19 protein-coding genes, 1 pseudogene and 1 riboswitch are annotated in these 21687 nt (G+C 61.4%); of the genes and pseudogenes, 14 read left to right on the top strand and 6 right to left on the bottom strand.

Annotation, left to right across the window (positions count from 1 at the left end):
- Positions 1-2: 2 nt before the first annotated feature.
- A complete protein-coding gene (locus tag HMPREF2708_RS09995; RefSeq protein ID WP_246840408.1) occupies positions 3-1376 on the bottom strand; it encodes an HNH endonuclease signature motif containing protein in 1374 nt (457 codons plus the stop codon).
- Between the two features lie 421 nt (positions 1377-1797).
- Here HMPREF2708_RS09995 and ftsE point away from each other — a divergent pair, with 421 nt between their 5' ends.
- The 4 genes from ftsE to HMPREF2708_RS09975 all read left to right on the top strand — a co-directional run bounded on the left by ftsE (position 1798) and on the right by HMPREF2708_RS09975 (position 5636).
- Entirely contained in the window at positions 1798-2487 is a 690-nt protein-coding gene (ftsE, locus tag HMPREF2708_RS09990) for a cell division ATP-binding protein FtsE (protein WP_070834116.1), read from the top strand.
- A 48-nt stretch (positions 2488-2535) separates the two neighbouring features.
- The gene (gene ftsX, locus HMPREF2708_RS09985; RefSeq protein ID WP_070834115.1) at positions 2536-3438 is read left to right on the top strand and encodes a permease-like cell division protein FtsX; all 903 of its coding nucleotides are present in this window, start codon (positions 2536-2538) and stop codon (positions 3436-3438) included.
- An 83-nt stretch (positions 3439-3521) separates the two neighbouring features.
- The gene (gene ppk2 / locus HMPREF2708_RS09980) at positions 3522-4418 is read left to right on the top strand and encodes a polyphosphate kinase 2 (RefSeq protein ID WP_070834114.1); all 897 of its coding nucleotides are present in this window, start codon (positions 3522-3524) and stop codon (positions 4416-4418) included.
- Positions 4419-4508: 90 nt separating this feature from the next.
- Positions 4509-5636 carry a 3-hydroxyisobutyryl-CoA hydrolase gene (locus HMPREF2708_RS09975; protein WP_070834113.1) on the top strand — a complete coding sequence of 376 codons (1128 nt, stop codon included), beginning with the start codon at positions 4509-4511 and terminating at the stop codon, positions 5634-5636.
- Here HMPREF2708_RS09975 and HMPREF2708_RS09970 read toward each other — a convergent pair.
- Both HMPREF2708_RS09970 and HMPREF2708_RS09965 read right to left on the bottom strand, forming a co-directional pair.
- On the bottom strand, positions 5633-6601 hold the full coding sequence (locus HMPREF2708_RS09970; protein WP_246840407.1) for a MinD/ParA family ATP-binding protein: 969 nt from the start codon (positions 6599-6601) through the stop codon (positions 5633-5635). The genes HMPREF2708_RS09975 and HMPREF2708_RS09970 overlap by 4 nt on opposite strands.
- Positions 6602-6652: 51 nt before the next feature.
- Complete coding sequence (locus tag HMPREF2708_RS09965) at positions 6653-7447, bottom strand: YwiC-like family protein (RefSeq protein ID WP_070834111.1); 795 nt, start codon at positions 7445-7447, stop codon at positions 6653-6655.
- Between the two features lie 96 nt (positions 7448-7543).
- Positions 7544-7713, top strand: a riboswitch (FMN riboswitch).
- Between the two features lie 10 nt (positions 7714-7723).
- Between HMPREF2708_RS09965 and pnuC the strand changes: the two genes are divergently transcribed.
- Together pnuC and HMPREF2708_RS09955 are read left to right on the top strand one after the other, a co-directional pair.
- The gene (gene pnuC, locus HMPREF2708_RS09960; RefSeq protein WP_070834110.1) at positions 7724-8443 is read left to right on the top strand and encodes a nicotinamide riboside transporter PnuC; all 720 of its coding nucleotides are present in this window, start codon (positions 7724-7726) and stop codon (positions 8441-8443) included.
- A gap of 10 nt (positions 8444-8453) precedes the next feature.
- Positions 8454-9113 carry a hypothetical protein gene (locus HMPREF2708_RS09955; protein ID WP_070834109.1) on the top strand — a complete coding sequence of 220 codons (660 nt, stop codon included), beginning with the start codon at positions 8454-8456 and terminating at the stop codon, positions 9111-9113.
- Here the strand turns inward: HMPREF2708_RS09955 and HMPREF2708_RS09950 are convergent.
- Together HMPREF2708_RS09950 and HMPREF2708_RS09945 are read right to left on the bottom strand one after the other, a co-directional pair.
- The gene (locus tag HMPREF2708_RS09950; protein ID WP_070834108.1) at positions 9110-10756 is read right to left on the bottom strand and encodes a peptide chain release factor 3; all 1647 of its coding nucleotides are present in this window, start codon (positions 10754-10756) and stop codon (positions 9110-9112) included. The genes HMPREF2708_RS09955 and HMPREF2708_RS09950 overlap by 4 nt on opposite strands.
- Before the next feature lie 108 nt (positions 10757-10864).
- Positions 10865-11758: a Cof-type HAD-IIB family hydrolase gene (locus HMPREF2708_RS09945; RefSeq protein WP_070834107.1), complete on the bottom strand. Its 894-nt coding sequence runs from the start codon at positions 11756-11758 to the stop codon at positions 10865-10867.
- Between the two features lie 183 nt (positions 11759-11941).
- Between HMPREF2708_RS09945 and HMPREF2708_RS09940 the strand changes: the two genes are divergently transcribed.
- On the top strand, positions 11942-13393 hold the full coding sequence (locus HMPREF2708_RS09940) for a glyceraldehyde-3-phosphate dehydrogenase (protein WP_070605758.1): 1452 nt from the start codon (positions 11942-11944) through the stop codon (positions 13391-13393).
- A gap of 192 nt (positions 13394-13585) precedes the next feature.
- On the opposite strand, the pseudogene HMPREF2708_RS09935 reads toward HMPREF2708_RS09940, so the two are convergent.
- A pseudogene (locus HMPREF2708_RS09935) lies at positions 13586-14744 on the bottom strand (IS110 family transposase); the annotation flags it as partial.
- A 399-nt stretch (positions 14745-15143) separates the two neighbouring features.
- Between HMPREF2708_RS09935 and HMPREF2708_RS09930 the strand changes: the two are divergent.
- The 7 genes from HMPREF2708_RS09930 to HMPREF2708_RS09900 all read left to right on the top strand — a co-directional run bounded on the left by HMPREF2708_RS09930 (position 15144) and on the right by HMPREF2708_RS09900 (position 21686).
- Positions 15144-15725 (top strand): ECF transporter S component, encoded by a 582-nt coding sequence (locus tag HMPREF2708_RS09930; protein WP_224783742.1) that lies wholly within the window; start codon positions 15144-15146, stop codon positions 15723-15725.
- A gap of 107 nt (positions 15726-15832) precedes the next feature.
- Positions 15833-18034, top strand: coding sequence for an ATP-binding cassette domain-containing protein (locus tag HMPREF2708_RS09925; RefSeq protein ID WP_246840406.1), 2202 nt, complete (start codon positions 15833-15835; stop codon positions 18032-18034).
- 173 nt (positions 18035-18207) lie between these two features.
- Positions 18208-18948 carry an AMP-binding protein gene (locus HMPREF2708_RS09920; RefSeq protein WP_070834105.1) on the top strand — a complete coding sequence of 247 codons (741 nt, stop codon included), beginning with the start codon at positions 18208-18210 and terminating at the stop codon, positions 18946-18948.
- Positions 18945-19163, top strand: coding sequence for a hypothetical protein (locus HMPREF2708_RS09915; protein ID WP_224783744.1), 219 nt, complete (start codon positions 18945-18947; stop codon positions 19161-19163). Before HMPREF2708_RS09920 ends, HMPREF2708_RS09915 begins: the two co-directional genes overlap by 4 nt.
- Positions 19160-20203 (top strand): ABC transporter ATP-binding protein, encoded by a 1044-nt coding sequence (locus HMPREF2708_RS09910; protein ID WP_049189759.1) that lies wholly within the window; start codon positions 19160-19162, stop codon positions 20201-20203. Before HMPREF2708_RS09915 ends, HMPREF2708_RS09910 begins: the two co-directional genes overlap by 4 nt.
- A complete protein-coding gene (locus HMPREF2708_RS09905; protein ID WP_070438218.1) occupies positions 20200-20952 on the top strand; it encodes an ABC transporter permease in 753 nt (250 codons plus the stop codon). Before HMPREF2708_RS09910 ends, HMPREF2708_RS09905 begins: the two co-directional genes overlap by 4 nt.
- Positions 20949-21686: an ABC transporter permease gene (locus tag HMPREF2708_RS09900; RefSeq protein WP_070834104.1), complete on the top strand. Its 738-nt coding sequence runs from the start codon at positions 20949-20951 to the stop codon at positions 21684-21686. Before HMPREF2708_RS09905 ends, HMPREF2708_RS09900 begins: the two co-directional genes overlap by 4 nt.
- Position 21687 lies beyond the last annotated feature (1 nt).

Genomic DNA, 21687 nt, shown 5'->3' with positions numbered 1-21687 from the left:
CGCTAGAAGGGCGGTTCGTCTTCGGGCGCTTCCGGTGCCTCGGGTGTTTCCGGTGTGGTGGGCTCGTCGGCTTCTCCGTTTCTCTCGTTTTTGTTTATTCCCAGTTCTTCGCGAGCCTGATTTGTCAGCTCCTGTGATTCGCGGAGGTTTTCCAACCTCTGCTCGTTGTACTCCTTGAGCGTCTGTGCTTTCTTTGTCTTGCGCAGGTCGAAAGAGTAGCGACCGTGGCCGGAGAGCGGTCCTGATTCTGTGCTGATAAGCGCAGCTTTTTCGGTGCTTTGATCAGTGACGGAGGTCCAGTACTCCACGCCGTCGATATCGCGCACGACATTCCAAAGACCGGCCGTTTTTAGATTGTGATGGCGGCGGCATAGGCAATGGAGGTTGGGCGTTTCGGTTCGGCCACCTTCTTCGGGATTCTCGTGGTTATACGGCTGAATGTGGTCGATGTCGCACTTCGTTGCATCGACATCGCATCCGGGAAAGCGGCAGGTGCCGTCTCTACCTTGGACGTAAGTCCGCTGTCGCTCTGTTGGTGAGTACTTTTCCGTTTTCTCATCAGCTAGTAGCCGGATGCTAGTGACCCGGTCGAGCCAGGATTCAGTAGCGATTTTGTTGATCCACCCCAGACCGCCAATCCATGCCTCCTGTGGCTTGTCTTGAGTAAGTGGGCAGTACAGATTCAACGTGGCGGTGACCTGAGCAGTTCCGTGCAGAAGGTGTGAAAAAGCCTCGACGAAGTCGCAGTCCTGATCAGCGGTAATTTCTTCTAGGACCTTTTGGAATTCAATTGCCCGCTCAGGCATCAGTTCCATGGTGACTTCAGTGAGGTTGTCCTTTGACTCGAACTTTATAGATTCGCCAGCTTTTTGCTCGATGCCTTTTTGAAACGAAGTAATCGGCGGGTCGTACTCATTTTTAGGGCGCAATAGCGGGCTGACTTCATTAATAAATCGCTGAATATTCTGTTGAAGACTCCGAACCCCTCGAAGAACTTCACCATTGACTCTCGGCGTGATCAGTTCGAGGAGATGGTCTTCGAAATATTTCACAGCAGAGGTGTCATCCAAGGGGAGGATGGCTGTGGCAATGACCCGCATGTGGGGAAGCGGTAGCTGTGCGCGTTTGAGCAGAAGCTCTTTCAACCGCGGGAGCCGCTCTAGCTGCATCCCGATATCGATGTACTGGAGTGTTCTCCCGCGCGACATGCCAAGAGCTGGAGCGATTTTGGCGATGTAATCTTCGACATCTTTTGTTGAAGAAGAGGGAACACAAGCAAGGGCAAGCTTCAAGTCAGCTCGATTACGGTCAATTCCAAGACGTGCTGGTGCTGTTTGAGAAATCTCATGGTGAAAGCGTGGCGCTGTTGCTTCCATCGCCGCAGCGTAAGTGCGTTTCCGTGGTATATGTTCCCCGCTGGCCATTGTTGAATCCCCCTGAAAGATAAGGCCTGGACGTTGAAATGTTGAAATAAGGAAGAGCTAGGGAAAGTATTTTCGACTAACTCTGAGTGTTAATTCTCCGAGCTTTAAGCAGCTCGGCGACGTTATTTGGTGTATTCAATCCTCGCGTTTAATCTTTCATGGGTCATTTTAATCGAACATGTAGGCGAAGTAAAGGGGGATTTGAAGATTTTTTGGGAAAATAATTTCGAATACTGCCGTAGTGTGCACTTCTGTGTGGTCACGCGGTCTGGGGGGGGCAACGCCACTTAGCCCCACAGCCTCGCTATTCCAGTGCCCAATTCCATGCATTCCAGAGTGACTTGAGTGGCTTAAGTGATTAGAGTGTCTATCTATGATCACTTTCGACGGGGTTACCAAGTCCTATTCGACTTCTAGCCGACCAGCTCTCGACGGCGTTTCAGTCCACATAGATAAAGGTGAGTTTGTCTTTCTCATTGGACCGTCGGGCTCTGGTAAGTCGACATTCCTGCGCCTTATGGTGCGTGAAGAGAAAGTGGATTCAGGAAAACTGACGGTCGCAGGTCAGGATCTGACCAAGATTTCTCGCCGCAACATCCCGAAATTGCGCCAAAAGGTAGGGTACGTCTTCCAGGACTTCCGCCTGCTGCCAAAGAAGACCGTGTACGAAAATGTCGCGTTCGCATTGCAGGTAATTGGCAAGCCGAAGGCGAAAATCGACAAGGCTGTTCCGGAAACGCTCGAAATGGTCGGGCTCGCAGGCAAGGAAAATCGCTACCCGCACGAGTTGTCTGGTGGTGAACAGCAGCGCGTTGCCATTGCTCGCGCCTTCGTTAACCGCCCGCTCATCTTGCTTGCCGACGAGCCCACCGGCAACCTCGACCCAAGCACTTCCGGTGACATCATGCTCCTGCTTGACCGCATCAATCGGATGGGCACGACCGTTATCGTGTCGACTCACGACAACGATGCCGTGGACTCCATGCGTCGCCGCGTACTGGAGCTGGAGCTGGGGCGTCTTGTGCGTGACGACGCCACGGGCGTTTACGGCCTGAACAATTAGCAGACAGTCCATCGGTAGAAGAACTCATTCGAAAGGTATTACTGACCTATGAAGACTCGCTTTGTCCTCGGTGAGGCTTTCTCCTCCTTGGGCCGAAACATCACGATGACTATCGCGATGATTATTACGACTGCGGTGTCGTTGGCGCTGCTTGCGACCGGCATCCTGGTTACTGAGCAGACTAGCCGCACGAAGGATCTCTATCTCGATCGCGTAGAAGTACAGATCGAACTGAATGAACAAATCTCCGCTGAGGACCAAACTTGCTCCTCACCGGAGTGTGCTGAGGTCGTCGGCAAGCTTGAAGAGACTGACGGCGTTGATTCGGTGACCTTCCGAAATCGTCAGCAAAACTTTGACCACTTCGTGGAGATGTTCAAGGATAGCGACCCCGTGCTCGTAGAAAATGCGACGCCGGAGTCGCTGCCGGCTGTGGTGATGGTGCGTCTGAGCGACCCGACCGATGTCAGCCCGCTCGATCCGATTCGGGAACTACCGCAGGTCGACCATGTAACTGATCAGCATGAAGAGATTGGTACTGCAGCTCAGAACCTGGACTCGGTGCGAAATGCGACCTTCCTGCTGGCGGCGGTGCAGGCCGTTGCCGCTGTGTTCCTGATTGCGAACATGGTCCAGATTGCGGCGTTCTCGCGTCGTAAGGAAGTTGAGATTATGCGCATGGTCGGTGCCAGCCGCTGGTTCACGCAAGCGCCGTTCGTCCTCGAGGCTGTGATTGCGTCGCTGATTGGTGGTCTGCTGGCCATCGGTGCGTTGTTCCTGGGTAAGGCGACGGTCATCGATCCGGCGCTGGGTAACCTGTACAAGGCGCAGCTCCTGGCGCCGCTGACCAACGGCGATATTGGTGTGGTGGCGCCAATCGTGGTCATTATCGGTATGGTCTTTGCTGGGCTTGTTGCGCAGGTCACGCTGCGTCTTTACTCGCGTGACTAGGGCTCCAATTAGGTTTGCGATTAGACCCCACGGTTAAACCCGGCGAATAGGGGCGTTGCGCTCTGCCGGGTAAGCTGAAAGCTATGAATAATGACGACGTCCAGCGCCCACCGAAGCTCGACAAGAAGGCTTATGAGGCCGAGCTCAAAAAGCTCCAGGCAGAGCTCGTCGAAATGCAGCAGTGGGTGGTAGAAACCGGTGCCCGAATTGTCATCGTGATGGAGGGTCGTGACGCTGCCGGCAAGGGGTCGGCTATTAAGCGCATCACGCAGTACCTGAACCCCCGTACCTGCCGTATTGAGGCCCTGCCGGCTCCGACTAGCCGTGAGCAGGGTCAGTGGTACTTCCAGCGTTATGTCGAAAAGCTGCCGACTGCTGGTGAGATCGTGATTTTCGACCGCTCCTGGTACAACCGTGCCGGCGTTGAGCGTGTCATGGGTTTCTGCACCTCGCAGGAGTACCGTCGCTTCTTGCATCAGGCGCCGATTTTTGAGCGTCTGCTGGTTGAAGACGGCATTATCCTGCGCAAATACTGGTTCTCCGTGTCGGACGAGGAGCAGGTTGCTCGCTTCAAGTCCCGCCGTGAGGATCCGCTGCGCCGCTGGAAGCTCTCGCCGATGGATTTGGAGTCCATCACTCGCTGGGAGGACTACTCCCGCGCTAAGGATGAGATGTTCATCCACACTGATATCCCGTCCGCACCGTGGTTCACGGTTGAGTCCGAGGACAAGAAGCGCTCGCGTATCAATGTCATCAACCACCTGCTGACCACCATTCCGTACGAGCACATTCAGCGGGATGTTCCGGAAATCCCGGAGCGTCCGGAGTCGGAGGGGAGCTACGAGCGTCCGCCGCGTACTGAATTCCGCTATGTGCCGGACGTTGCCGCGAAGCTCGAAGCTGACCGTGTGAAGGGTGCAGGCAAGTCCGATAAGAAGGGCAAGAAGCACAAGAAGGACAAGAAGAGCAAGAAGAAGTAGCTTCTTTGTTCAGGCAGTTTTAGCCGCCGTCAGTCGTTCCATCAAGCCAGAACCTTTCCCTGGTTAGTTATCTGTGTCACACTGGGTGGCATGACTGCTACTGATAACGGTTCTGGCACTGCACGCACCGAGGTTGATGAGCCGAAGGTGCTGCGAGAAGTCCACGGGCGATCTGGTCACCTCCGGCTGAATAGGCCGAAGGCACTTAATTCGCTCGATTTGGATATGGTCACCGAGGTCGTCGAGGGGATTCGCGCATGGCGTGACGACGACTCGGTGGATCACATTGTTGTTTCATCCGGTCACCCCAAGGCGTTTTGTGCCGGTGGTGACGTGCGCGCAGTTCGGCAGGCTGTGCTCGATGGCGTTCCGGAGCAGGGGGAGAAGTTCTTCCAGGACGAGTACGAGATGAACGCGATGATTGCGGAATTCGCGCAGTCCAAACCATATATCGCGATTATTGACGGTATCGCTATGGGCGGTGGCCTGGGAGTTTCCATGCACGGCTCCCACCGAATTGTGACCGAGCGTGCCAGCGCTTCCATGCCAGAAATGGCAATCGGCTTTATTCCCGACGTTGGCATTACCTATTTTTCGCAGCATGTGAACACTCAGTTGGGAGGGCCCTCGCCCGCGATTGCCCGGTTTGCAGGACTGACCGGTTACCGCCTAACTGCGGCGGACATGCTGTGGGCTGGATGGGCGACACATGCGGTGCCATCCGCGCAGCTGGGCGAGTTCGTCGCGGCCTTGGACCGAGATGGAATTGATTCGGCGCTCGCGGAGTACGCGCTCGATGCAGACTCAGCTGAGGCTCGTGAGCTGCTTGGGGATCCGCAGTTGGCCGAGTGGAGCGACTGCATTGAGGCTTGCTTTGGGGCTGATACCTGGTCGGAGATTGAGCGAGCCCTCAACGAAGCCGCTGAGGCGGGCTCCTGTGCGTCGTCAACAGTGGAGACCATCCGCGACCTGCTGGCACCAGCCAACCCGGAGAGTCTCGTGGCAGCTGTGGAACTCTATGCGGCTAACGCCGCCCACGAGGTCACACTGCAGGAGGCGTTAGGCCGGGAAATGAAGCTTGGCGCTTACATGCGTCAGCACCCCAATTTTGCCGAAGGCGTGCGGGCGGTTTTGGTGGATAAGGACCGCGACGCCGCCTTTAGACCCGCTACCGCGCAGGAAGTCGATGTCGAGGGGATTCGACAGCACCTGAGCTAAACAAAACTGTGACGGCCCGTAGTCGGCGCGAAGTCATCGGCAATCATGGCCGCCAATTCGAGATAGCTCTGGGTAGTGGCGGGCTGGAGATTGTCCAGCTCGATATTCGCGCCATTCGCAATGTGCGGGTCATAGGGGATGACCTGCACTGCGCGGCAGCGCTGGGCAAATAGTTCGTGCACGGTCTCTGTGGACAGCCCCTGTTTATTTAGCTCGTTGACCACCACGACAGTGGTAGAAACCAGCCGTTCGAAGCCGTGCGCTGAAAGCCAATCCAACGTCGTCCAGGCGCTTTTCACGCCGTCCAGTGCGGGCGTGGTGACCAGCACCAGGCAATTGGCCGCAGACAGAATCGAAGCGCAGATGGGCTGCGTCAGGCCGGTACCGCAGTCTGTCAGGCTCACATTGTAATGACGCCGAAGGATGTCGAGGGCTGCGCAGTATTCACCGTCGGAAAGCGCGATAGTCGATGTCGGATTTTGGTCACTGCCGACAACCTCCAGCCGCGATGGCGTGTGTGATGTATACGCGCGGACCTGCGCATATTTGTCCGTATCCGGGGCTCGGAGCAGATCGCGAATGGATGCGGGATTGGCCGCGGTGACGCGTGCGCCGAGGGTGCCAAAGTCCGGATTCGCGTCGATTGCGACGATTCGGTCACTGCGCAGGCTTGCAAGCGTGGCGCCCAGGCACATGGTTGTCGACGTCTTGCCGACGCCACCTTTCACGCTGACAACAGCGATGTTGTAGTCACCGTAGATAGGCTGTCGCACCCGCTCTATCAGCTCGCGTTGCTTGCGTGCCGACGATGATTCCCGCAGCGAAATTGCGCCCCAGGTGGCCTTATGAACCCAGCTGCGCCAGCCCGACTGTGGTGCCTGCCGCGAGTTCAGGTTAACTGCCAAGTCTGAGACGGAAACTGCGTGAGTGACTGTGCGGTCGACGGTGTAATTGGTGGAAGTCATAGACTTCATCCCCTCCCCAAAAATCCCCAAAGTTTGTCCCCGCCGTCGTTTTTACCACGCGGCCAGAACGACGGCGACTCCAAAGAAGGCATCGAGGATTCCGACCTGTTTCGGAGTCCACGGCCGAGCACGGCGAGCGCCGGAGATTGGCATGGCAAAAGACCTGATGAGAAGCCCAATGGCGACGATGGGCACACTGATGCTGATTAGATCCCGGTCGTGGAGGAGGAGCCACCCGATGATGGCTGCGGCGGTAATGAGGACGTGGTACGTGACCGAGCCGATGAGCCACTGGCGGTTGCCGCGCTTGCGAATCATTGTTTTTACATAGGGCACGGTGCCGACGAAATATCCAGCGTAGATAGCCGCAATTGCCCAGGCTTTCGGGGAGGGGCCGGCGATGATAGGCACCATAAGGCTAGCGGCCAAAACGGTGGAGACGCCAGAGAGAAGTGAGCGCGGTCGGCGGCGGTAGGTTTCCCAAATAGCGATAGCGGCAAGAGGGGCGATGAGGATGACCCAGGTGAGAAGGGAAACGTCGGCAAGCAGAGTGATGCAGCCAGCGACGGCGGCGAGCGCGGTGTAAGTGGCGGCGGGTGCCAGGTGGCGGCGTTGGCGACGAGAGCGGAGCCAGACGCTGACGGCGAAGAATGCGAAGTAGCCGAGCAGCCAGGTCGCGGTGACGGCAAGGCCTGTCCATGTGGGGTTGAGTGCGAGAGCGGTCAGCGGGGGAATGGTGACCATGAACCAGGCGCCGTGCTGGTCCGGAACCCAGCCAGCGGAGCGCTTGTGGTGGGAGCGGCGGGCGGGGCGGGAAGGACGTGGCTGGCGGGGCTTTTGACTCATACTACGCATTATAGATTCGTAATTACGTCGGGACTGTATTAGAACCTCATTGAATAAAATGCACATGCGCGCAAGGCGACAGTGCTAACGTTGAACTCGCATTCTCAGGGCGAGGTGAAATTCCTCACCGGTGGTGATGCTGCGGCTGACGCAGACAAGTCCACGAGCGCCCTACCTGTGGCCAGAAGGGGCATCAGGTAGGGGACAAGCAGATTTCGGTTGGAATCCGAAACCGACGGTCATAGTCCGGATGAAAGAGAAGGAGTTGAATAATTCGTGGAATACGTGTCGGATTTTTTGGTGGGTTTCCTCACTGCACAGCTCAGTGTGGCGGGAGCACCAATCTTAATTCGAGAAATTGTCGGTAACCTCTTTGGCCTCGCGTGTGCCTTCCTAGGTATGAAACGCAAGGTATGGGCTTGGCCGGTCGGCATTATCGGAAATGCCTTGCTGTTTACCGTCTTCCTCGGCGGAGTTTTCCACACGCCGCAAAATCTTGATCTCTATGGCCAGGCTGGGCGTCAGGTCATGTTTATCGTCATCAGTCTCTACGGGTGGTTCAGCTGGGTCAAGAGCCGCAATCAGAGCGGTGATGAGGTCGCAATTGAGCCGCGGTGGGCGACGGCAACGGAACGCATTGGGATGATTGCCGTGGCTATCTTCGCCACAGTGATCTGTGCCAATGTCTTTGAGATGCTGGGCTCGTGGGGGCCATGGGCCGATGCCTGGATTTTCGTCGGTTCGATGCTAGCGACCTGGGGCATGGCCCGCGGCTGGAATGAATTCTGGCTGATCTGGATTGCCGTTGACGCCGTGGGAGTGCCGTTGCTGCTCAAGGGTGGCTACTACCCGTCGGCAGCGCTGTACCTCTTCTACGGATGCTTCGTTATTTGGGGCTTTGTCTCCTGGGTTCGACTCGAGCACCAGCACGACAATAACCAGCAGAAGAGCTCCGAGACCGACCAAGTACCGGCTTTGGCAGCAGTCGAGCGGTAGGATAGTCCAGGTGAGCTTCCGACCAGATAACTCCCGTACCAACCGCGCCCATCAAGCCGAAGAGCGTGCCCGCAGTCTCGTGCAGGACGTCCTCGACCGCGAGGAGCGGGTACGCAACAATCTGGCCAGCGCTGATGTCGACCCGTGGACGATGCGTTTCGTCGTCGATGAGTCGATTTCTGAGGGCGCAATCATCACCTGGCGCAATGAGGCCACTCGTGCCCGCCGCATCATGCGCCGCTACGACATTCAACGGGGCTACCGCGAGAAGTTGCGCGAAGTTGAAAAGCGCATCGATGCCATGTTGCACCTCGCGGAGTCGCTGGAGGAGTCGTGGGACGCCGCGGCACACGCTTCAAAGAGACTTTCCGACGCGGAGGCCCGCGATGTTGCCGCCTTTGAGCGTGAGCGCGAGCGGCAAAATGACGCGGCAGAGACTAAGCGTCAGCGCGAGGAGAAGGTCCGCAAGTTCCGTCGGAAAGCGGAAAACATTGCTACCGACGCGTGGGACGCGGGCCGTGACGCGCTGGAGAAGCTGCCGCCACTGTCGTCTTCGTTGAAGGACATCGCGGCCAAGTTCCGTTCGCGGGGCTCGGAGGAGCAACCGCGCGAGGTACGGCGGGCAACCGCCCGCGACCTACGCAAGGAGCCTCCGCTGCCGGAGGACTAGTCAGCGACCAGCGTCTCGAGCGTGAACTCCGGGTGCTCCTTCTCAATGAATGACAGCTTCCACTTGTCGCCGAAGAGGGCGATGAGGGCGCCGTCGGAACGGGTGAAGATCTCCACGCCGCGTTGCTTTGCCAGCTCCGGCGCGGTCTCTTCGTCCGTGCGGCGGGCAACGGAGTAGGGGATGGGCTCGGCAATAGTCTCGACGTTGTACTCGTTTTCCATGCGGGCCATCATGACCTCGAACTGCATCGGACCGACCGCAGCCATCACCGGGGCAGCATCGCCGCGGGCATCGTTGCGCAGAATCTGCACCACGCCCTCGGCATCGAGCTGATCAACAGCCTTGCGGAACTGCTTGTACTTGCCCAGGCTCTTGGCGCGCAGAGTGCGGAAGTGCTCCGGCGCGAACTGAGGCATTGGCTTGAATTGGACCTTGCGACCCTCATAAATCGTGTCACCCGGAGCCAGCGAACCCGCATTGACCAGGCCGACAATATCGCCCGGGTAGGCCGTCTCCACAGTCGAACGCGTCCGGCCGAAAACGGTCAGGGCATACTTCGTGGAGAAACTACGTCCCGACTGCGCATGCGTGACCTGCATGCCGCGGTCAAACTCACCAGAGACAACGCGCATGAACGCCAGCTTGTCGCGGTGGTGCGTATCCATACCCGCCTGCACCTTGAACACGACGCCCGAAAAATCATCGGTCGGTTCGCGCTTTTCGACGATAGCTCCCTGGCCGCCAGCCGCAGCAGCAGCAACGGCAGCCGGGTCGGACTCGCGGGCGCCAGGGGCCGGAGCGAGCTCACAAAGAGTGTCCAGGATCTGGTGGACACCCCAGTTCAGCATGGCAGAAGCGAAAATTACCGGGGAGGTGTCACCAGCGAGGTACATCTCCTGGTCGTGGTCAGCGCTATCGGCGGAGAGCAGTTCGGACTCCTCGGCTGCCGTCTCCCAGGCATCGCCCTGCTCCGCGGCGGCCTCCTCTGGGGTGAGGTGGCGCTCAGCGGCGATTGTGGCGCCACCGGCAGTGCGCTCGAAGCCAATGAACTGCTTGGCTTCGCCGTCCTCGCCACGCTCCAGCAGACCGCGGAAGTCGCCGGCCTCACCGACTGGCCAGTACAGCGGAGTCGGTTGCAGACCAATCTCCGCGACAATCTCATCCATCAACTCCAGGGGAGCCTTACCCGGGCGGTCCCACTTGTTGATGACGGTGACAATGGGAATTCCGTTGGACTTACAAACCCGGAACAGCTTCAACGTCTGAGGCTCGAGACCCTTGGCGCCGTCGACAAGCATGACAGCGGCGTCGACAGCCGTAAGCACACGGTAGGTGTCTTCGGAGAAGTCGGCGTGACCAGGCGTATCGACGAGATTGATCATGTATGGTTCGCCGTCGTGCCCCTCTGGCTGGTACTCGAACTGCAGCGCGGAAGAGGCAATCGAGATGCCGCGATCCTTCTCCATGTCCATCCAGTCGGACACAGTCGACTTGCGGCCGGCCTTGCCGTGGACAGCACCGGCTTCGTTAATGACATGAGCATGCAGCGCCAGCGCCTCGGTGAGCGTGGACTTACCGGCATCCGGGTGTGCGATGACGGCAAATGTGCGGCGGCGTGCTGCTTCTTCGGCGAGAGTGGTCACAGGGAGACTACGCTTTCCTTAAAAAGAAAATCGGAATAAGGGAATCGGGTTCAACCTTTCTAACTTACCGCTCCAGTGGGGTAAGGGGTCAATTACGGTGGGGCGGCGTTAGAGGTTGAACAGTTCGCGCAGCGTCGTGATGACGCCTTCCTCCGCATTCGACGGCGCGATGTCGGTTGCGCGACGCTTGATTTCAGGGTGCCCATTGGACATCGCAAACGAGCGACCTGCGTAGTCGATGAGCTCGAGGTCATTCAGGTAGTCAACAAAGCAGACAGTTTCGGCAGGAGAGACACCGAGGGCCTCCTGCAGGGCGGCGAGTGCGGTGCCCTTGTTGGTGTTGGCATCAATGAGATCGACCCAATGCGCACCGGAGACTACCGCGCGCAGGTGCGAGCTCTGGGAACGCAGGTAATCGGCGGATTCCTCCTCGACGGAGTAAGGATCGAAAGCGGCAATTTTGACGATGCCGTCCTCGGCGGCAGCGACGATGACATCATCGACCTTCTGTAGCTTCAAGTAGTACTTGGCGGCCTCGTTGAACTGCAGCTGCTGAACTTCCTCCGGAATATTGAAATGTGGCGGGAAAAACTCCACGTATGCGCTGGCAGCACCGCAGATGATAACCGATAGAGGAGTGCGCCCCGCTGCCACGCGGTTGTCGTTGAACTGGCGGATCGCGTGTACCAACTGGGTGACGATGTCGTGGTCGATACTGGTAACCGAGACCACCTCGCCCGCATCCGCGACATAGTTGCCGTTTTCCGCAATGATGGGGATGCGGTGTGCAATGGGGGCGAACTGGTCAGCCAGAGTGGCGTACTGGCGGCCCGACGCGGGAGCGAAGTGGACACCGCAGTCGAGCAGTTCGGTGACTACCGGCCAAAAGGAATCCGGGATTTCCTTGTCTTCATTTAATAGAGTCCCGTCCATATCCGTGACTACAAGGCGGTATGGCGGCTGGGCGGGAGATTGCTGCTGGATATCCAGGGGTTCCGTCATGGCTTTAATTCTAACGGGTAAGTAGGGTTCACTTTTCTTCCTCAGGTCGCCTCCCAGCGCCTCCCCCGATTGGGTGAAAGCTGGGCCACAATACGGGGTACCCAGTTGAGGGTGATAGCCGGTGAATAGCGTGTGCGGGGTATTTTGAGGGGGAACTCAAATTCATTTAAGCCAGGAGGATTTATGTCGGATTCGGCCCCCATCAAGCGCAATGACTGGAATGAGCGCATCAGCCTTGCAGAGCAGATGATCCCCCTCCTGGGACAGCTGCGACGCAACAACGATGTCGTGACTTCAATCTTCGGCCGCCGACTGGAAAACGTCACCGAGACCGGCATCATTAAGTCGCACCGCTACGCCCGTCGCATTACCTCGCAGGAGCTGCCTCTGAGCCAGACTCTGCCGATTCTGCAGGAACTGGTGAAGATGGATCTCGGCACCGCCTCCATCGACCTGGGCGCCCTGGCTACCAGCTTCGAAGAGGAAGGCGGCGACCTGCGCGCATTCCTCGAGCGGGAGCTTGCCGACGTTATCGGTGCCGGGACACAAACCCCGAAGACCGACATTGTCCTCTACGGTTTCGGACGCATCGGTCGTCTGCTGGCCCGCATTCTGCTGGCTCGTGAGGCACTGTTCAACGGCCCGCGCCTGCGCGCGATTGTGGTTCGCCAGAATGGTGAGGACGACATCGTCAAGCGTGCTTCGCTGCTGCGCCGTGACTCCGTCCACGGTGCATTCGACGGCACCATCTCGGTTGACCGCGAAAACAACATTATTTGGGCAAACGGCACCCCGATCCAGGTCATTTACTCCAACGACCCGGCAACTGTTGACTACACCGCCTACGACATTAACGATGCGATTGTCATTGACAACACCGGTCGTTGGCGTGACCGTGAGGGACTGTCGCAGCACCTTCAGTCCAAGGGGGTTTCCAAGGTTCTGCTCACCGCGCCGGGCAAGGGCGATGTAAAGAACATCGTCTACGGAATTAACCACAGCATCATCGAGGACTCTGACAATATTTTGTCGGCAGCTTCCTGTACTACCAACGGCATCACCCCGGTGCTGAAGGTCGTCAATGACAAGTGGGGCGTCGAGTTCGGTCACGTCGAGACTGTTCACTCCTTCACCAATGACCAGAACCTGATTGACAACTTCCACAAGGGTTCCCGCCGTGGTCGCGCAGCCACCCTGAACATGGTTCTCACTGAGACTGGTGCCGCAAAGGCCGTCGCCAAGGCTCTGCCGGAGTTTGAGGGCAAGCTGACCGGTAACGCCATCCGCGTTCCCACCCCGGACGTTTCCATGGCGGTGCTGAACCTGACTCTGGACACTGAGGTCGACCGCGACGAGGTTAACAACTACCTGCGCGAAGTTTCCCTGAAGTCCGTCCTGCGCCAGCAGATTGACTACATCCACTCACCAGAAGTGGTCTCCACCGACTTCGTTGGTTCCACCCACGCTGGCATCGTCGATGGTCTGGCTACCATCGCCAACGGTAAGCACCTAGTGCTCTACGTCTGGTACGACAACGAGTTCGGTTACTCCAACCAGGTCATCCGCATTGCTGAGGAGATTGCCGGTGCTCGCCCGCGCGTCTACCCGAAGCGCAAGCACATCGACGAGCTGTAAGTCGGCGGTCCTGGGCTTGAGCTGTTGAGCCCTCGAACGCCCTCTTCCCCCTCCTAAACCACGGGGGTTGAGGCGATGGGGAGGGGCAGGGGAGGGGGGGGGACGGAGCTTTCGGTGCGGGAGGCCGCTATCGCCTACCGCTGGTGGACGTGGTTCTGCGCGGCTTCGGCGCGGATGCATGGGCCGGGGCGGTAGGGGATAGATGACGTTGCAGCGGCTCCGGGCAAGCCACATCACCGCGGCATTGTGCTTCTGTCCTTCACCCCGTTTACGCAGGTAGTAGTCGCGCGATGCGGGATGGCAGTTCGACGCGATCCACGCCGATCGAAACATCGCGTTTTTCAACTGTTTATTGCCGGCCCTGGTGGGAAACTCGCCGCGGACCGACGTACCCGACTGCCGGGTGGTCGGCGCGATGCCGGCGTAAGCGGCCAAGTGCGCGGCATCGGCGAAGTCCTGGCAATCGCCGATGGACAACAAGATGTTAGAGGCAGTCGTGATGCCTACGCCGGGCATCGACATCAAGACCTGGGCAAGAGGGAACGATTCGAGCATCTCCTCGACTTGCCCGGCGATCGTGTCGCGCTGTGCTTGAAGCGCTTTGATGTTCGCCGCCAGCTGGGAAATGACCAATTCTGCTGCCGCAGTGCCGGGTACCGTGACAGTTTGCTCGGCAAGGGCAGCGAAAATTGCGTCAACCAGGGCAGCAGGGTCCTTCTTGGCGCGGTTGCGTATCCACTTCAGGATCCGGCCTCGACCTGCGGCGGTCAGTTTTGTCGGACCTTCGTAGTGGATGAGCGAGTCCAGCACCCAGCGTGCGCGAGAGAATCTCGCCTGCAAAGACGCGCTCGAGTGCGGGGTGAATCTGTGTGAGCACGCTGCGAAGGCTGTTTTTCGTTCGGGTGGCGTCTTTGGTGATGTCGTCGTGGAATCCGGCGAGCGTCTTCAGCGCTGCTAGTGTCTCGTCGTCGCGGTCGACTGCCCGCAGTGTGTGCGGCATGGTGCGGGCGGTGTCGGCGATGATGAATGCATCCCGGCGGTCGGTTTTTGATCGTCCAGGGTAGAGATCGGCTGCTTTTCGTATGGCTAGGTCGGGGAGGTCTCCGACCGTGCAGCCGCAGTCGCGGGCCACGGCGATGGGCAGGGCGCCGATGGTGTTGGGTTGATCGACGACCATGAGAACGCTGCCGTGGGCCTGCATGGACGCGAAGATTTCGCGCCGTGCGGCTTCGTCTTGGGGCAGTGGTTTGTCGTAAATTCTCTCGCCGGTGTTGGTCAGCGCGCAGGCATGGTGGCCGGTTTTGCCGACGTCGAGGCCGATGATGATGTCGGGTGTTGTGGACGGTTCCATGGTGGTGCCCTTCTGTTGCGGCTGGTCGCCGGTGTCTTGGATATCCGTTGCAGGCACCCACGTTACGACGAGACCTCTGTTTGGTCCGTGGCCCTATTAGCTGTCAGCGGTTGTCCCCGGTGTCCGGTGGCAATATCCCCGGATTATGGAAATGTTCACGCAGATAAGCCATACCGGGCACGGTGACCGCGCCCCGTGAGGGGGCACCATCGTGGTAACGGGGGAGGGGGTAATTTCAGTGAATTGAGCCTTGCGTAAGGCGATAAGCATTGCCTAACCTAATGCTGTTTTAGGTGGTGTTCCCGATCGGGAACCGGCAACGGAAGCGAGGCGGCGACGATGAACGGAAAACGTGGATCGACCGGAGAGCCCCTCTCCGGAGAGGGAGTCGGGGACGCGGTGGCGTCGCAGACGGATGACGGGCGGTTGGTGCACGTCGCACCGGTCGCAGCGGGTGGCCGACCATCCACCCGCGACATGCTCGTCGCCGCCGCGATCGGCGTTGCGGGGTCTCTCATCATCGTGCCCCTGACCTACCTGCAGGTGTTCGCCGGCATCGCCCACGTTTATCTCGTCGCGGCGACGCTCGGGTTGTGGTTCCTGCAGTGCGTTGTTCCCCTCATCGTCGTCCGCAAGCTTGGCGCGAGCCTCATCGCGTGCCTTGCCATGGGCGTCGTGTCCGCGGCGACCACCCCGTTCGGCGTCGCCGCAATCGGGGCGCTGATTATGGAAGGATTGCTCATCGAGCTTCCGTTCATGGTCACCCTGTACCGGCGGTGGACGCGTCCCCAGTTCGTGGCCTCGGCGATGTTGTTCTCCGCGCTGATGGGAACGATGGCCCCGCGCGCAGTCGGCGTCGACTCGCCGACCACGCCCATGACCCTGATCAGCTTCGCCGTAGCCTTGGCATCGAGCTTGGTGTTTTTGGTCCTGGGCTTTGCCGTCGCAAAGGGGCTTCGCAGCCGCGGGGTCACCCGGTGACCGGCGGAGCACCCGCGTGCGCCGGTGCGACACGCGGGACGGCCCCGTCCCGGTTACGGGTTAGGGGCGCGGGCGTGCGGCACGCCGATGGGCGATGGGCACCCGACATGGTGGATCTCTCCTTCGATTTCGGCACGATCAACGCCATCACGGGACCCGTGGGATGCGGAAAGACGAGCCTGGCCCACCTCATCGCTGGACTGATCCCCTCGCACATCCCCATCGACCATGCCGGATTCGTGCACATCATCGATGCCGACGGCACCGAACGCCCCGTGGACGGGGACCGGGTCACCCTCGTTGGGCAAGACCCGGCGACGCAGGTGCTCACGCTCCGAGTCGTCGATGACGTGGCCATGGCCCTCGAGTTTTCCCTCGTGGAAGCCGGTATCGTCGCCAAGCGATCAGCCGAGGCTCTATCGGAGCTCGGGCTGTCAGAGCTCGCGGAGAAGGATCCGTGGGCTTTGTCGGGCGGGCAACGCCAGCGGATGGCCATCGCCGGTGCGGTGGCCAGGGCGCCGGAGGTCATGATCTTCGACGAGCCCGCGGCCCACGTCGACGAGGACGGTCGCCGGTCGCTGTTCGCCGCCATCCGTGATTTGCGGGCCCCGGGGCGCGTCATCCTGCTCATCGAGCACGACCTCCGCCCGTTCGACGGGTGGGTCGACACGGTGACAATCCTCGATGCGGACGGGAGCGTCGCCGCCCACGGAGCGCCGGATGGCATCGCGGTGAAGGGCATTGCGACGACGGCCGCGACCGCCGGAACGCCGGACGCCAGTACGCCGGGCACGGGGGCGCCGGACCGTCCCGATCCGGAATCAGAGGCGGATGCCGTTCCACTGCTGGCCTTGACCGGAACCCACGTGGCCCGAGGCGGGGAGAGGATCCTGAACGGGGCCGATCTGACACTGGAACGGGGCGAGATTCATGCCCTAGTCGGTGCCAACGGAGCCGGTAAGTCCACCTTGCTGGCGGTGCTGTCGGGCCAGATGAAGGCGGGAGCGGACCTCCGGATTGACGGCGCGTCCGCCCGGCGCGTCCCCGACGCCTTCGCGTCGTTGGCGTTCCAGAACCCCGAGCACCAGTTCACCCGCGCGACCGTCGCTGCGGAAATCGACTCCGCGCTGGCCGGCACGGACCCGCACGGACCACTCGGCACCGATGAGCTGCGGAAACTGCGGGAAGCCCTGTGCCCCCGGGCACTTGACCCCGTCTCGCCGTTCGTCCTGTCGGGCGGACAGAAAAGACGGTTGGGCATCTTCCTGGCGGTGGCAGCCAATCGCCGTTTGCTGCTTCTCGACGAGCCGTTGGCGCACCTGGATTCGCCGAGCTCGCGCATCGTACTGGATGCCCTAGCGGAATACGCCGGGGCCGGCGGAACCGTTGTGTTCACGTGCCACGACCGCCGTGCCGCGCGAACGTGGGCGGATCGGGCGAGCATCGTCGCCGAAGGGAAGGTCGCCTGGTCCGGTCCCGCAGCCGACGTGCCGGCTTCCCCTGAGTCGTCCCGGCGGGATCGCGCACTGCCCGCGGCCGGCGCACGGACGTCCTTGGACGAAAGCCCCTGGACCAGTGGATCCGCCGCTCGAAGGCGCGCGGGGTTGAACGCCATCACGATTGTCGCGGCGGTGATGCTCGTCCTCGTCGCCGGGCTGCTCTCCGGCGGAGACGCCGTTCTCGCTCTGACTGGGGTGGCGTTCCTCGCACTCGCTGCGATCGCGGAACGCGACGTTCGGGCGACGGCGGGGAAGGTCCTCCTCGTCCTGTTGATCGGGGTGTTCTTCGGCCTGCTCGGGTGGCGCTCCGAGTTCTACGGCGGTGGGGATCCGGCGGAGGCTGTCCGCCACGGCATCCATCACGGACTGCTGCTGACGGCCGTGTTTGCGGGGACGGTCCTGGTCTCCGCGTGCATGCGCGTCGAGGAGCTTTTCGACGCCATGGTGCAACGCCTCCGGGTGCCCTACACATGGTGCACCATAGCGATTTCCGGGGTGAGCATCGCGGCGTTCCTGCGCAGCGAAATCCCCCATCTGACATGGGCGATTAGATTGCGCTCAATGCGACCGGGGCAGTCTTTCCGCTCCGGCTTCATCCGCGCGACGACGCCCGCGCGCATCGCCTTTCCCCTGTTCGTCAGCGCCGTGCGCTGCGCCGAAAAGCTGTCCCTGACCCTGGCGATGCGCAACTTCGGCCGCCATCCGCGGCGCACCTTCCGCACCGATTACCCCTGGCGAGTGCGTGACGGGTTCGTGGCCGCAGCGTCCGCCGCGGCCTTCGTCGCCGCCCTGGTGTCCGCAGTGACTTGACGGGCACCCGGAACCGGCGGGTCCCGGGCCCGCGAGCGTTTCCGAGCTTGTGCGGAGACGCGCCCCACCCAGTTTCGTCACCCTTTCAACCCTTCAGACACATCCGCCGGGTCACGCCATGCGGCCCGGTCCGCCCGGCACCGGCATGGCGCCGACAACCGAAAGAGGTACCAATGAACACGATCCGGACCATCAGCGACGTGCTTCGGGACAAGGCCGATGAGACGAAAAAGGGGATCACCTTCGTCGAGAATCGGCGGGACGTCTTCGTCCCGTATGGCCGGGTCCATGCGGAGGCGGTGGCGGGCCCGGTTGACGTCGACAGGGTGCGGACGCTCTCGGACATGATGCCCGGGGCCCCGATCCTGGTCGACGAACGCAGTCACACGCTGCTCACCGGCGCAAACGGTGCCGTGGTCGTGGGCGAGGACCGGCTGCTCGACGTGTCCATCGTCAATGACGCTGCCGCGGAACCGGGTGCGGCGATGCCGGGTGATGCTGAATCGGACTTCTCTCAGGCGGGGGACGTGGATTCCGGGGATGGCTCCGGGGCGGTCCCCGCGTTCCCGGTGCGAGGTGGGACGGCCGGCGAAGCCCTTATCCAGTTTTCGTCCGGCTCCACGGGATCGCCAAAGGGCGTCATCGTAACCAACGAGTCCGTGCTGAACGGTCTGCGCGCGACGATCCCACGCCACGCACACCGGTACGAGAACAAGATGCTCACGTGGCTACCTTTGCCCCACAACCTTTCGCTGATCGGCTTCCACGTCTACGCCCTTTTTCGTGGTTACGACCAGGTGTTGCTGCCGGTTTCCGAGGTGGTCGCCGATCCCCCGAGGTGGTTCGAGGCCGTGACCAGGCACCGGCCGAGACGACCGTCGTCCGGGCGACCGGCCCGGGTTCCTACAAAATGACCGCGGCGATTGCTGCCGCCACCGTTGTGGCGGTCGCGGGGAAGCCGGTCGCGCCGGGGTGCCGGGATCTCGTCGGCCACCCCCGGCTCCTCGAACCGGTCCTCGCCTTCGCCCGCGATGCGGGCATCCATATCGAGGTGCCGCATGACAACCCGACCACGGGCCCGCTGCCGACAGCGGCCCACTGCGATACCAAAGGAAAGGGGAAACGATGACGGATCAAGCTGAACGAGGTGCGGCGATTGTCGTCCGCGACCTCACGAAGAGCTACCCGATTGCGGGCAAAGCGGGCACCCCGCCCGAAGGCGGGGCAGGTGCCCCGCCGGACGGCGGCCGCAAGGGAAAGCGCGGTGCCCGGATGCGCAAGCATGTGCTCGACGGCGTGAGTTTCACCGTGCCCACCGGGGCGATCGTGTCGTTCCTCGGCCACAACGGTGCAGGCAAGACCACCCTCATCCGAATCCTGTCGACGCTCATCACCGCCGACTCCGGCGAGGTGAGCATCTTCTCGCGCGATGTGAAAGAGGACCCGGCGGGCGTGCGCGCTGACATTGCCACCACCGGCCAATTCGCGGCGATCGACGAGAACCTCACCGGCCGGGAGAACCTGGAGTTCTTCGGGCGGCTGCGCGGACTCGACCGCGCCGCCGCGGCCGCCCGCGCGACGGAACTGCTCGCGCAATTCTCGCTCGCGGACAGTGCCTCGACGCTGGCGTCGGCCTATTCGGGTGGCATGCGGCGCCGCCTCGACATCGCCGCGTCGCTGTGCGTCGTGCCCAGGCTGCTGTTCCTCGACGAACCCACGACGGGGCTGGACCCGGTCAGCCGCGAAGAGCTGTGGGGCTTCATCCGGCAACTGCGGGACGACGGAATGACCCTGGTGCTGACCACCCAGTACCTGGAAGAGGCGGAGGCGCTGGCAGACCACGTCCATCTGCTCAAGGATCGCCGCATCGTCGCCAGCGGAACGCCGGAGGAATTGCGCCGCGACTTCGGGTCGCACGTGCTTCGCGTGTCCTTTGCCACCGCCGCCGAGGCGGAGGCGTTCGCCCGCTGCCTCGGGGGAACGTGCCTGGACGGCGCCCGCGTCGCGGGGAAGTCGGTGTCCCTCGACGTCGACCCCGGACCGCGGGTCCTCGAGGCGGTGGCGCAGGCGATGGAGGCCTCGGAAGCGTCGCCGGATTCGCTGAGCGTGTCGCCGCCCACCCTCAACGAGGTGTTCATATCGATGAACGCAGGGGGTGCGGCGCGATGAGTGCGACGTCGGTCGCGGCGTTTCTCCGTCGGGATCTGCTGCTGTTGCGACGCAACACCGCGTCGCTGATCTCCATGTTCGTAGTTCCGCCGCTCTTCCTGCTGTGCCTGTACGCGGTGTTTGGGTACTCGGCGGGGCAATCCGGCTTCGGGTACCTGCGTTTCGTGCTCGGCGGCTGCCTGTTCCAGGCGGCGATGTTCACCGCCGCGGCGTCGGCGATGGCGGTGGGACAGGACGTCGAGTCCGGGCTCGTTGACCGCGTGCGCGTGTTGCCCGGGGCCACAGGCGGCTATGTCGCCGGCAGGCTCGCCACCGATGTGCTGCGGATGTCCGCGTCGATCGCGGCGCTGCTGGTCGTCGCGTGGTCCTGCGGCCTCGACATGGCTATCGGTGACGTCGCGTGGACTGTCCTGTGGTCGCTGCTCGCCGCGGCGGTCCTGTCCCTGGTCACGGACGGGGTGATCCTGATGGTGCCCGCCCCGGTGTCGACGGCCTCATCGATCCAGGCGCTGGAAATGCTGCTGCTCATGTTCTCCACCGCGTTCATTCCGGCGACCGCTTTGGACGGCTCCCTTCGCGACGTCGTGCGCCACATGCCTTTTTCGCCGGTGATCGAGGTGATTAGGGCGGCGTCCCCGGACGCCTTCCCGGATCGCGCCGGGGAAGAGGCCGCCCTGTGGCTCGGTGTCGCGGCGGTCGCCGGAATCGTCCTGTTCATCCGCCGGTTCACCTCGAGGAGCGAATCATGATCGGCCCCATCTTCGTGCATCTGCGGCGCATCGCCCACATTTGGCTGCGGCGCCCCGACTTCTGGTTCATGACGTTCATTGCTCCGCTCGTGTACCTGTTCATCGTCAACCGCATGTTCGGTGGCCTGGTCAGGCAGCTCACCGGAGAGTTCGAACTCCGGAACGCGGTCATCCTGGTCGTGACGGCGTGGGCGTTCATCCTGGCCATCACGGGATCGTCCACCGTGTTCGTTGAACGCAGCAATGGCTTCCACGAGCGGTTAATCACCATGCCGTCACCGTACGCGGCCGTGCCGGCCGCACGGATCATTGCCGAGTTCATCCGGATCATGGCGATGACGGCCGTCGTCGCGGCGATGGCCGCCTTGCTTTCCGACGGCCCCCCGGAGGTGTCCTGGTGGTGGAGGATCGCGGTGACCGGCGCGATGGTTGCCGCGGCGGCCGCATGCACCGGCACGTACATCGCGTTCTCCATCACCAGCCCCCAGGGTTCTGTGGCCCTCATCCCGTTAATCATCGTTGCGATGTTCGTCAACACGGTGCTCATGCCTGCCGACCACTTCCGTCCCCTCCTGCGCGGAATCGCCGGGCACACCCCCGTATCCGCGGCCGGCGAGGCCGTCAACGGCACCGGGGCTGCGGGTCTGGTGGTCTGCGCGGCCTGGTTCTTAGGCATCGCCGTGCTCGCGGCGTGGGGCATCGCCGTGAAAACGAGGCCGGGGGAGTCTGCATGAC

Source organism: Corynebacterium sp. HMSC073H12, assembly GCF_001837775.1.
Lineage (GTDB): Bacteria > Actinomycetota > Actinomycetes > Mycobacteriales > Mycobacteriaceae > Corynebacterium > Corynebacterium amycolatum.
Note: the sequence above shows the minus strand (reverse complement) of the source record. Positions and strands in the feature narration are given on the sequence as shown.

Coding starts and splice junctions, on each gene's coding strand:
- HMPREF2708_RS09975 (WP_070834113.1), top strand. CDS start 4,509: ATGACTGCTACTGATAACGGTTCTGGCACTGCACGCACCGAGGTTGAT.
- HMPREF2708_RS09970 (WP_246840407.1), bottom strand. CDS start 6,601: ATGACTTCCACCAATTACACCGTCGACCGCACAGTCACTCACGCAGTT.
- ftsX (WP_070834115.1), top strand. CDS start 2,536: ATGAAGACTCGCTTTGTCCTCGGTGAGGCTTTCTCCTCCTTGGGCCGA.
- HMPREF2708_RS09915 (WP_224783744.1), top strand. CDS start 18,945: ATGACCGCGGCGATTGCTGCCGCCACCGTTGTGGCGGTCGCGGGGAAG.
- ppk2 (WP_070834114.1), top strand. CDS start 3,522: ATGAATAATGACGACGTCCAGCGCCCACCGAAGCTCGACAAGAAGGCT.
- HMPREF2708_RS09920 (WP_070834105.1), top strand. CDS start 18,208: ATGAACACGATCCGGACCATCAGCGACGTGCTTCGGGACAAGGCCGAT.
- HMPREF2708_RS09900 (WP_070834104.1), top strand. CDS start 20,949: ATGATCGGCCCCATCTTCGTGCATCTGCGGCGCATCGCCCACATTTGG.
- HMPREF2708_RS09925 (WP_246840406.1), top strand. CDS start 15,833: ATGGTGGATCTCTCCTTCGATTTCGGCACGATCAACGCCATCACGGGA.
- HMPREF2708_RS09965 (WP_070834111.1), bottom strand. CDS start 7,447: ATGAGTCAAAAGCCCCGCCAGCCACGTCCTTCCCGCCCCGCCCGCCGC.
- HMPREF2708_RS09905 (WP_070438218.1), top strand. CDS start 20,200: ATGAGTGCGACGTCGGTCGCGGCGTTTCTCCGTCGGGATCTGCTGCTG.
- HMPREF2708_RS09910 (WP_049189759.1), top strand. CDS start 19,160: ATGACGGATCAAGCTGAACGAGGTGCGGCGATTGTCGTCCGCGACCTC.
- HMPREF2708_RS09995 (WP_246840408.1), bottom strand. CDS start 1,376: ATGGAAGCAACAGCGCCACGCTTTCACCATGAGATTTCTCAAACAGCA.
- HMPREF2708_RS09945 (WP_070834107.1), bottom strand. CDS start 11,758: ATGACGGAACCCCTGGATATCCAGCAGCAATCTCCCGCCCAGCCGCCA.
- ftsE (WP_070834116.1), top strand. CDS start 1,798: ATGATCACTTTCGACGGGGTTACCAAGTCCTATTCGACTTCTAGCCGA.
- HMPREF2708_RS09940 (WP_070605758.1), top strand. CDS start 11,942: ATGTCGGATTCGGCCCCCATCAAGCGCAATGACTGGAATGAGCGCATC.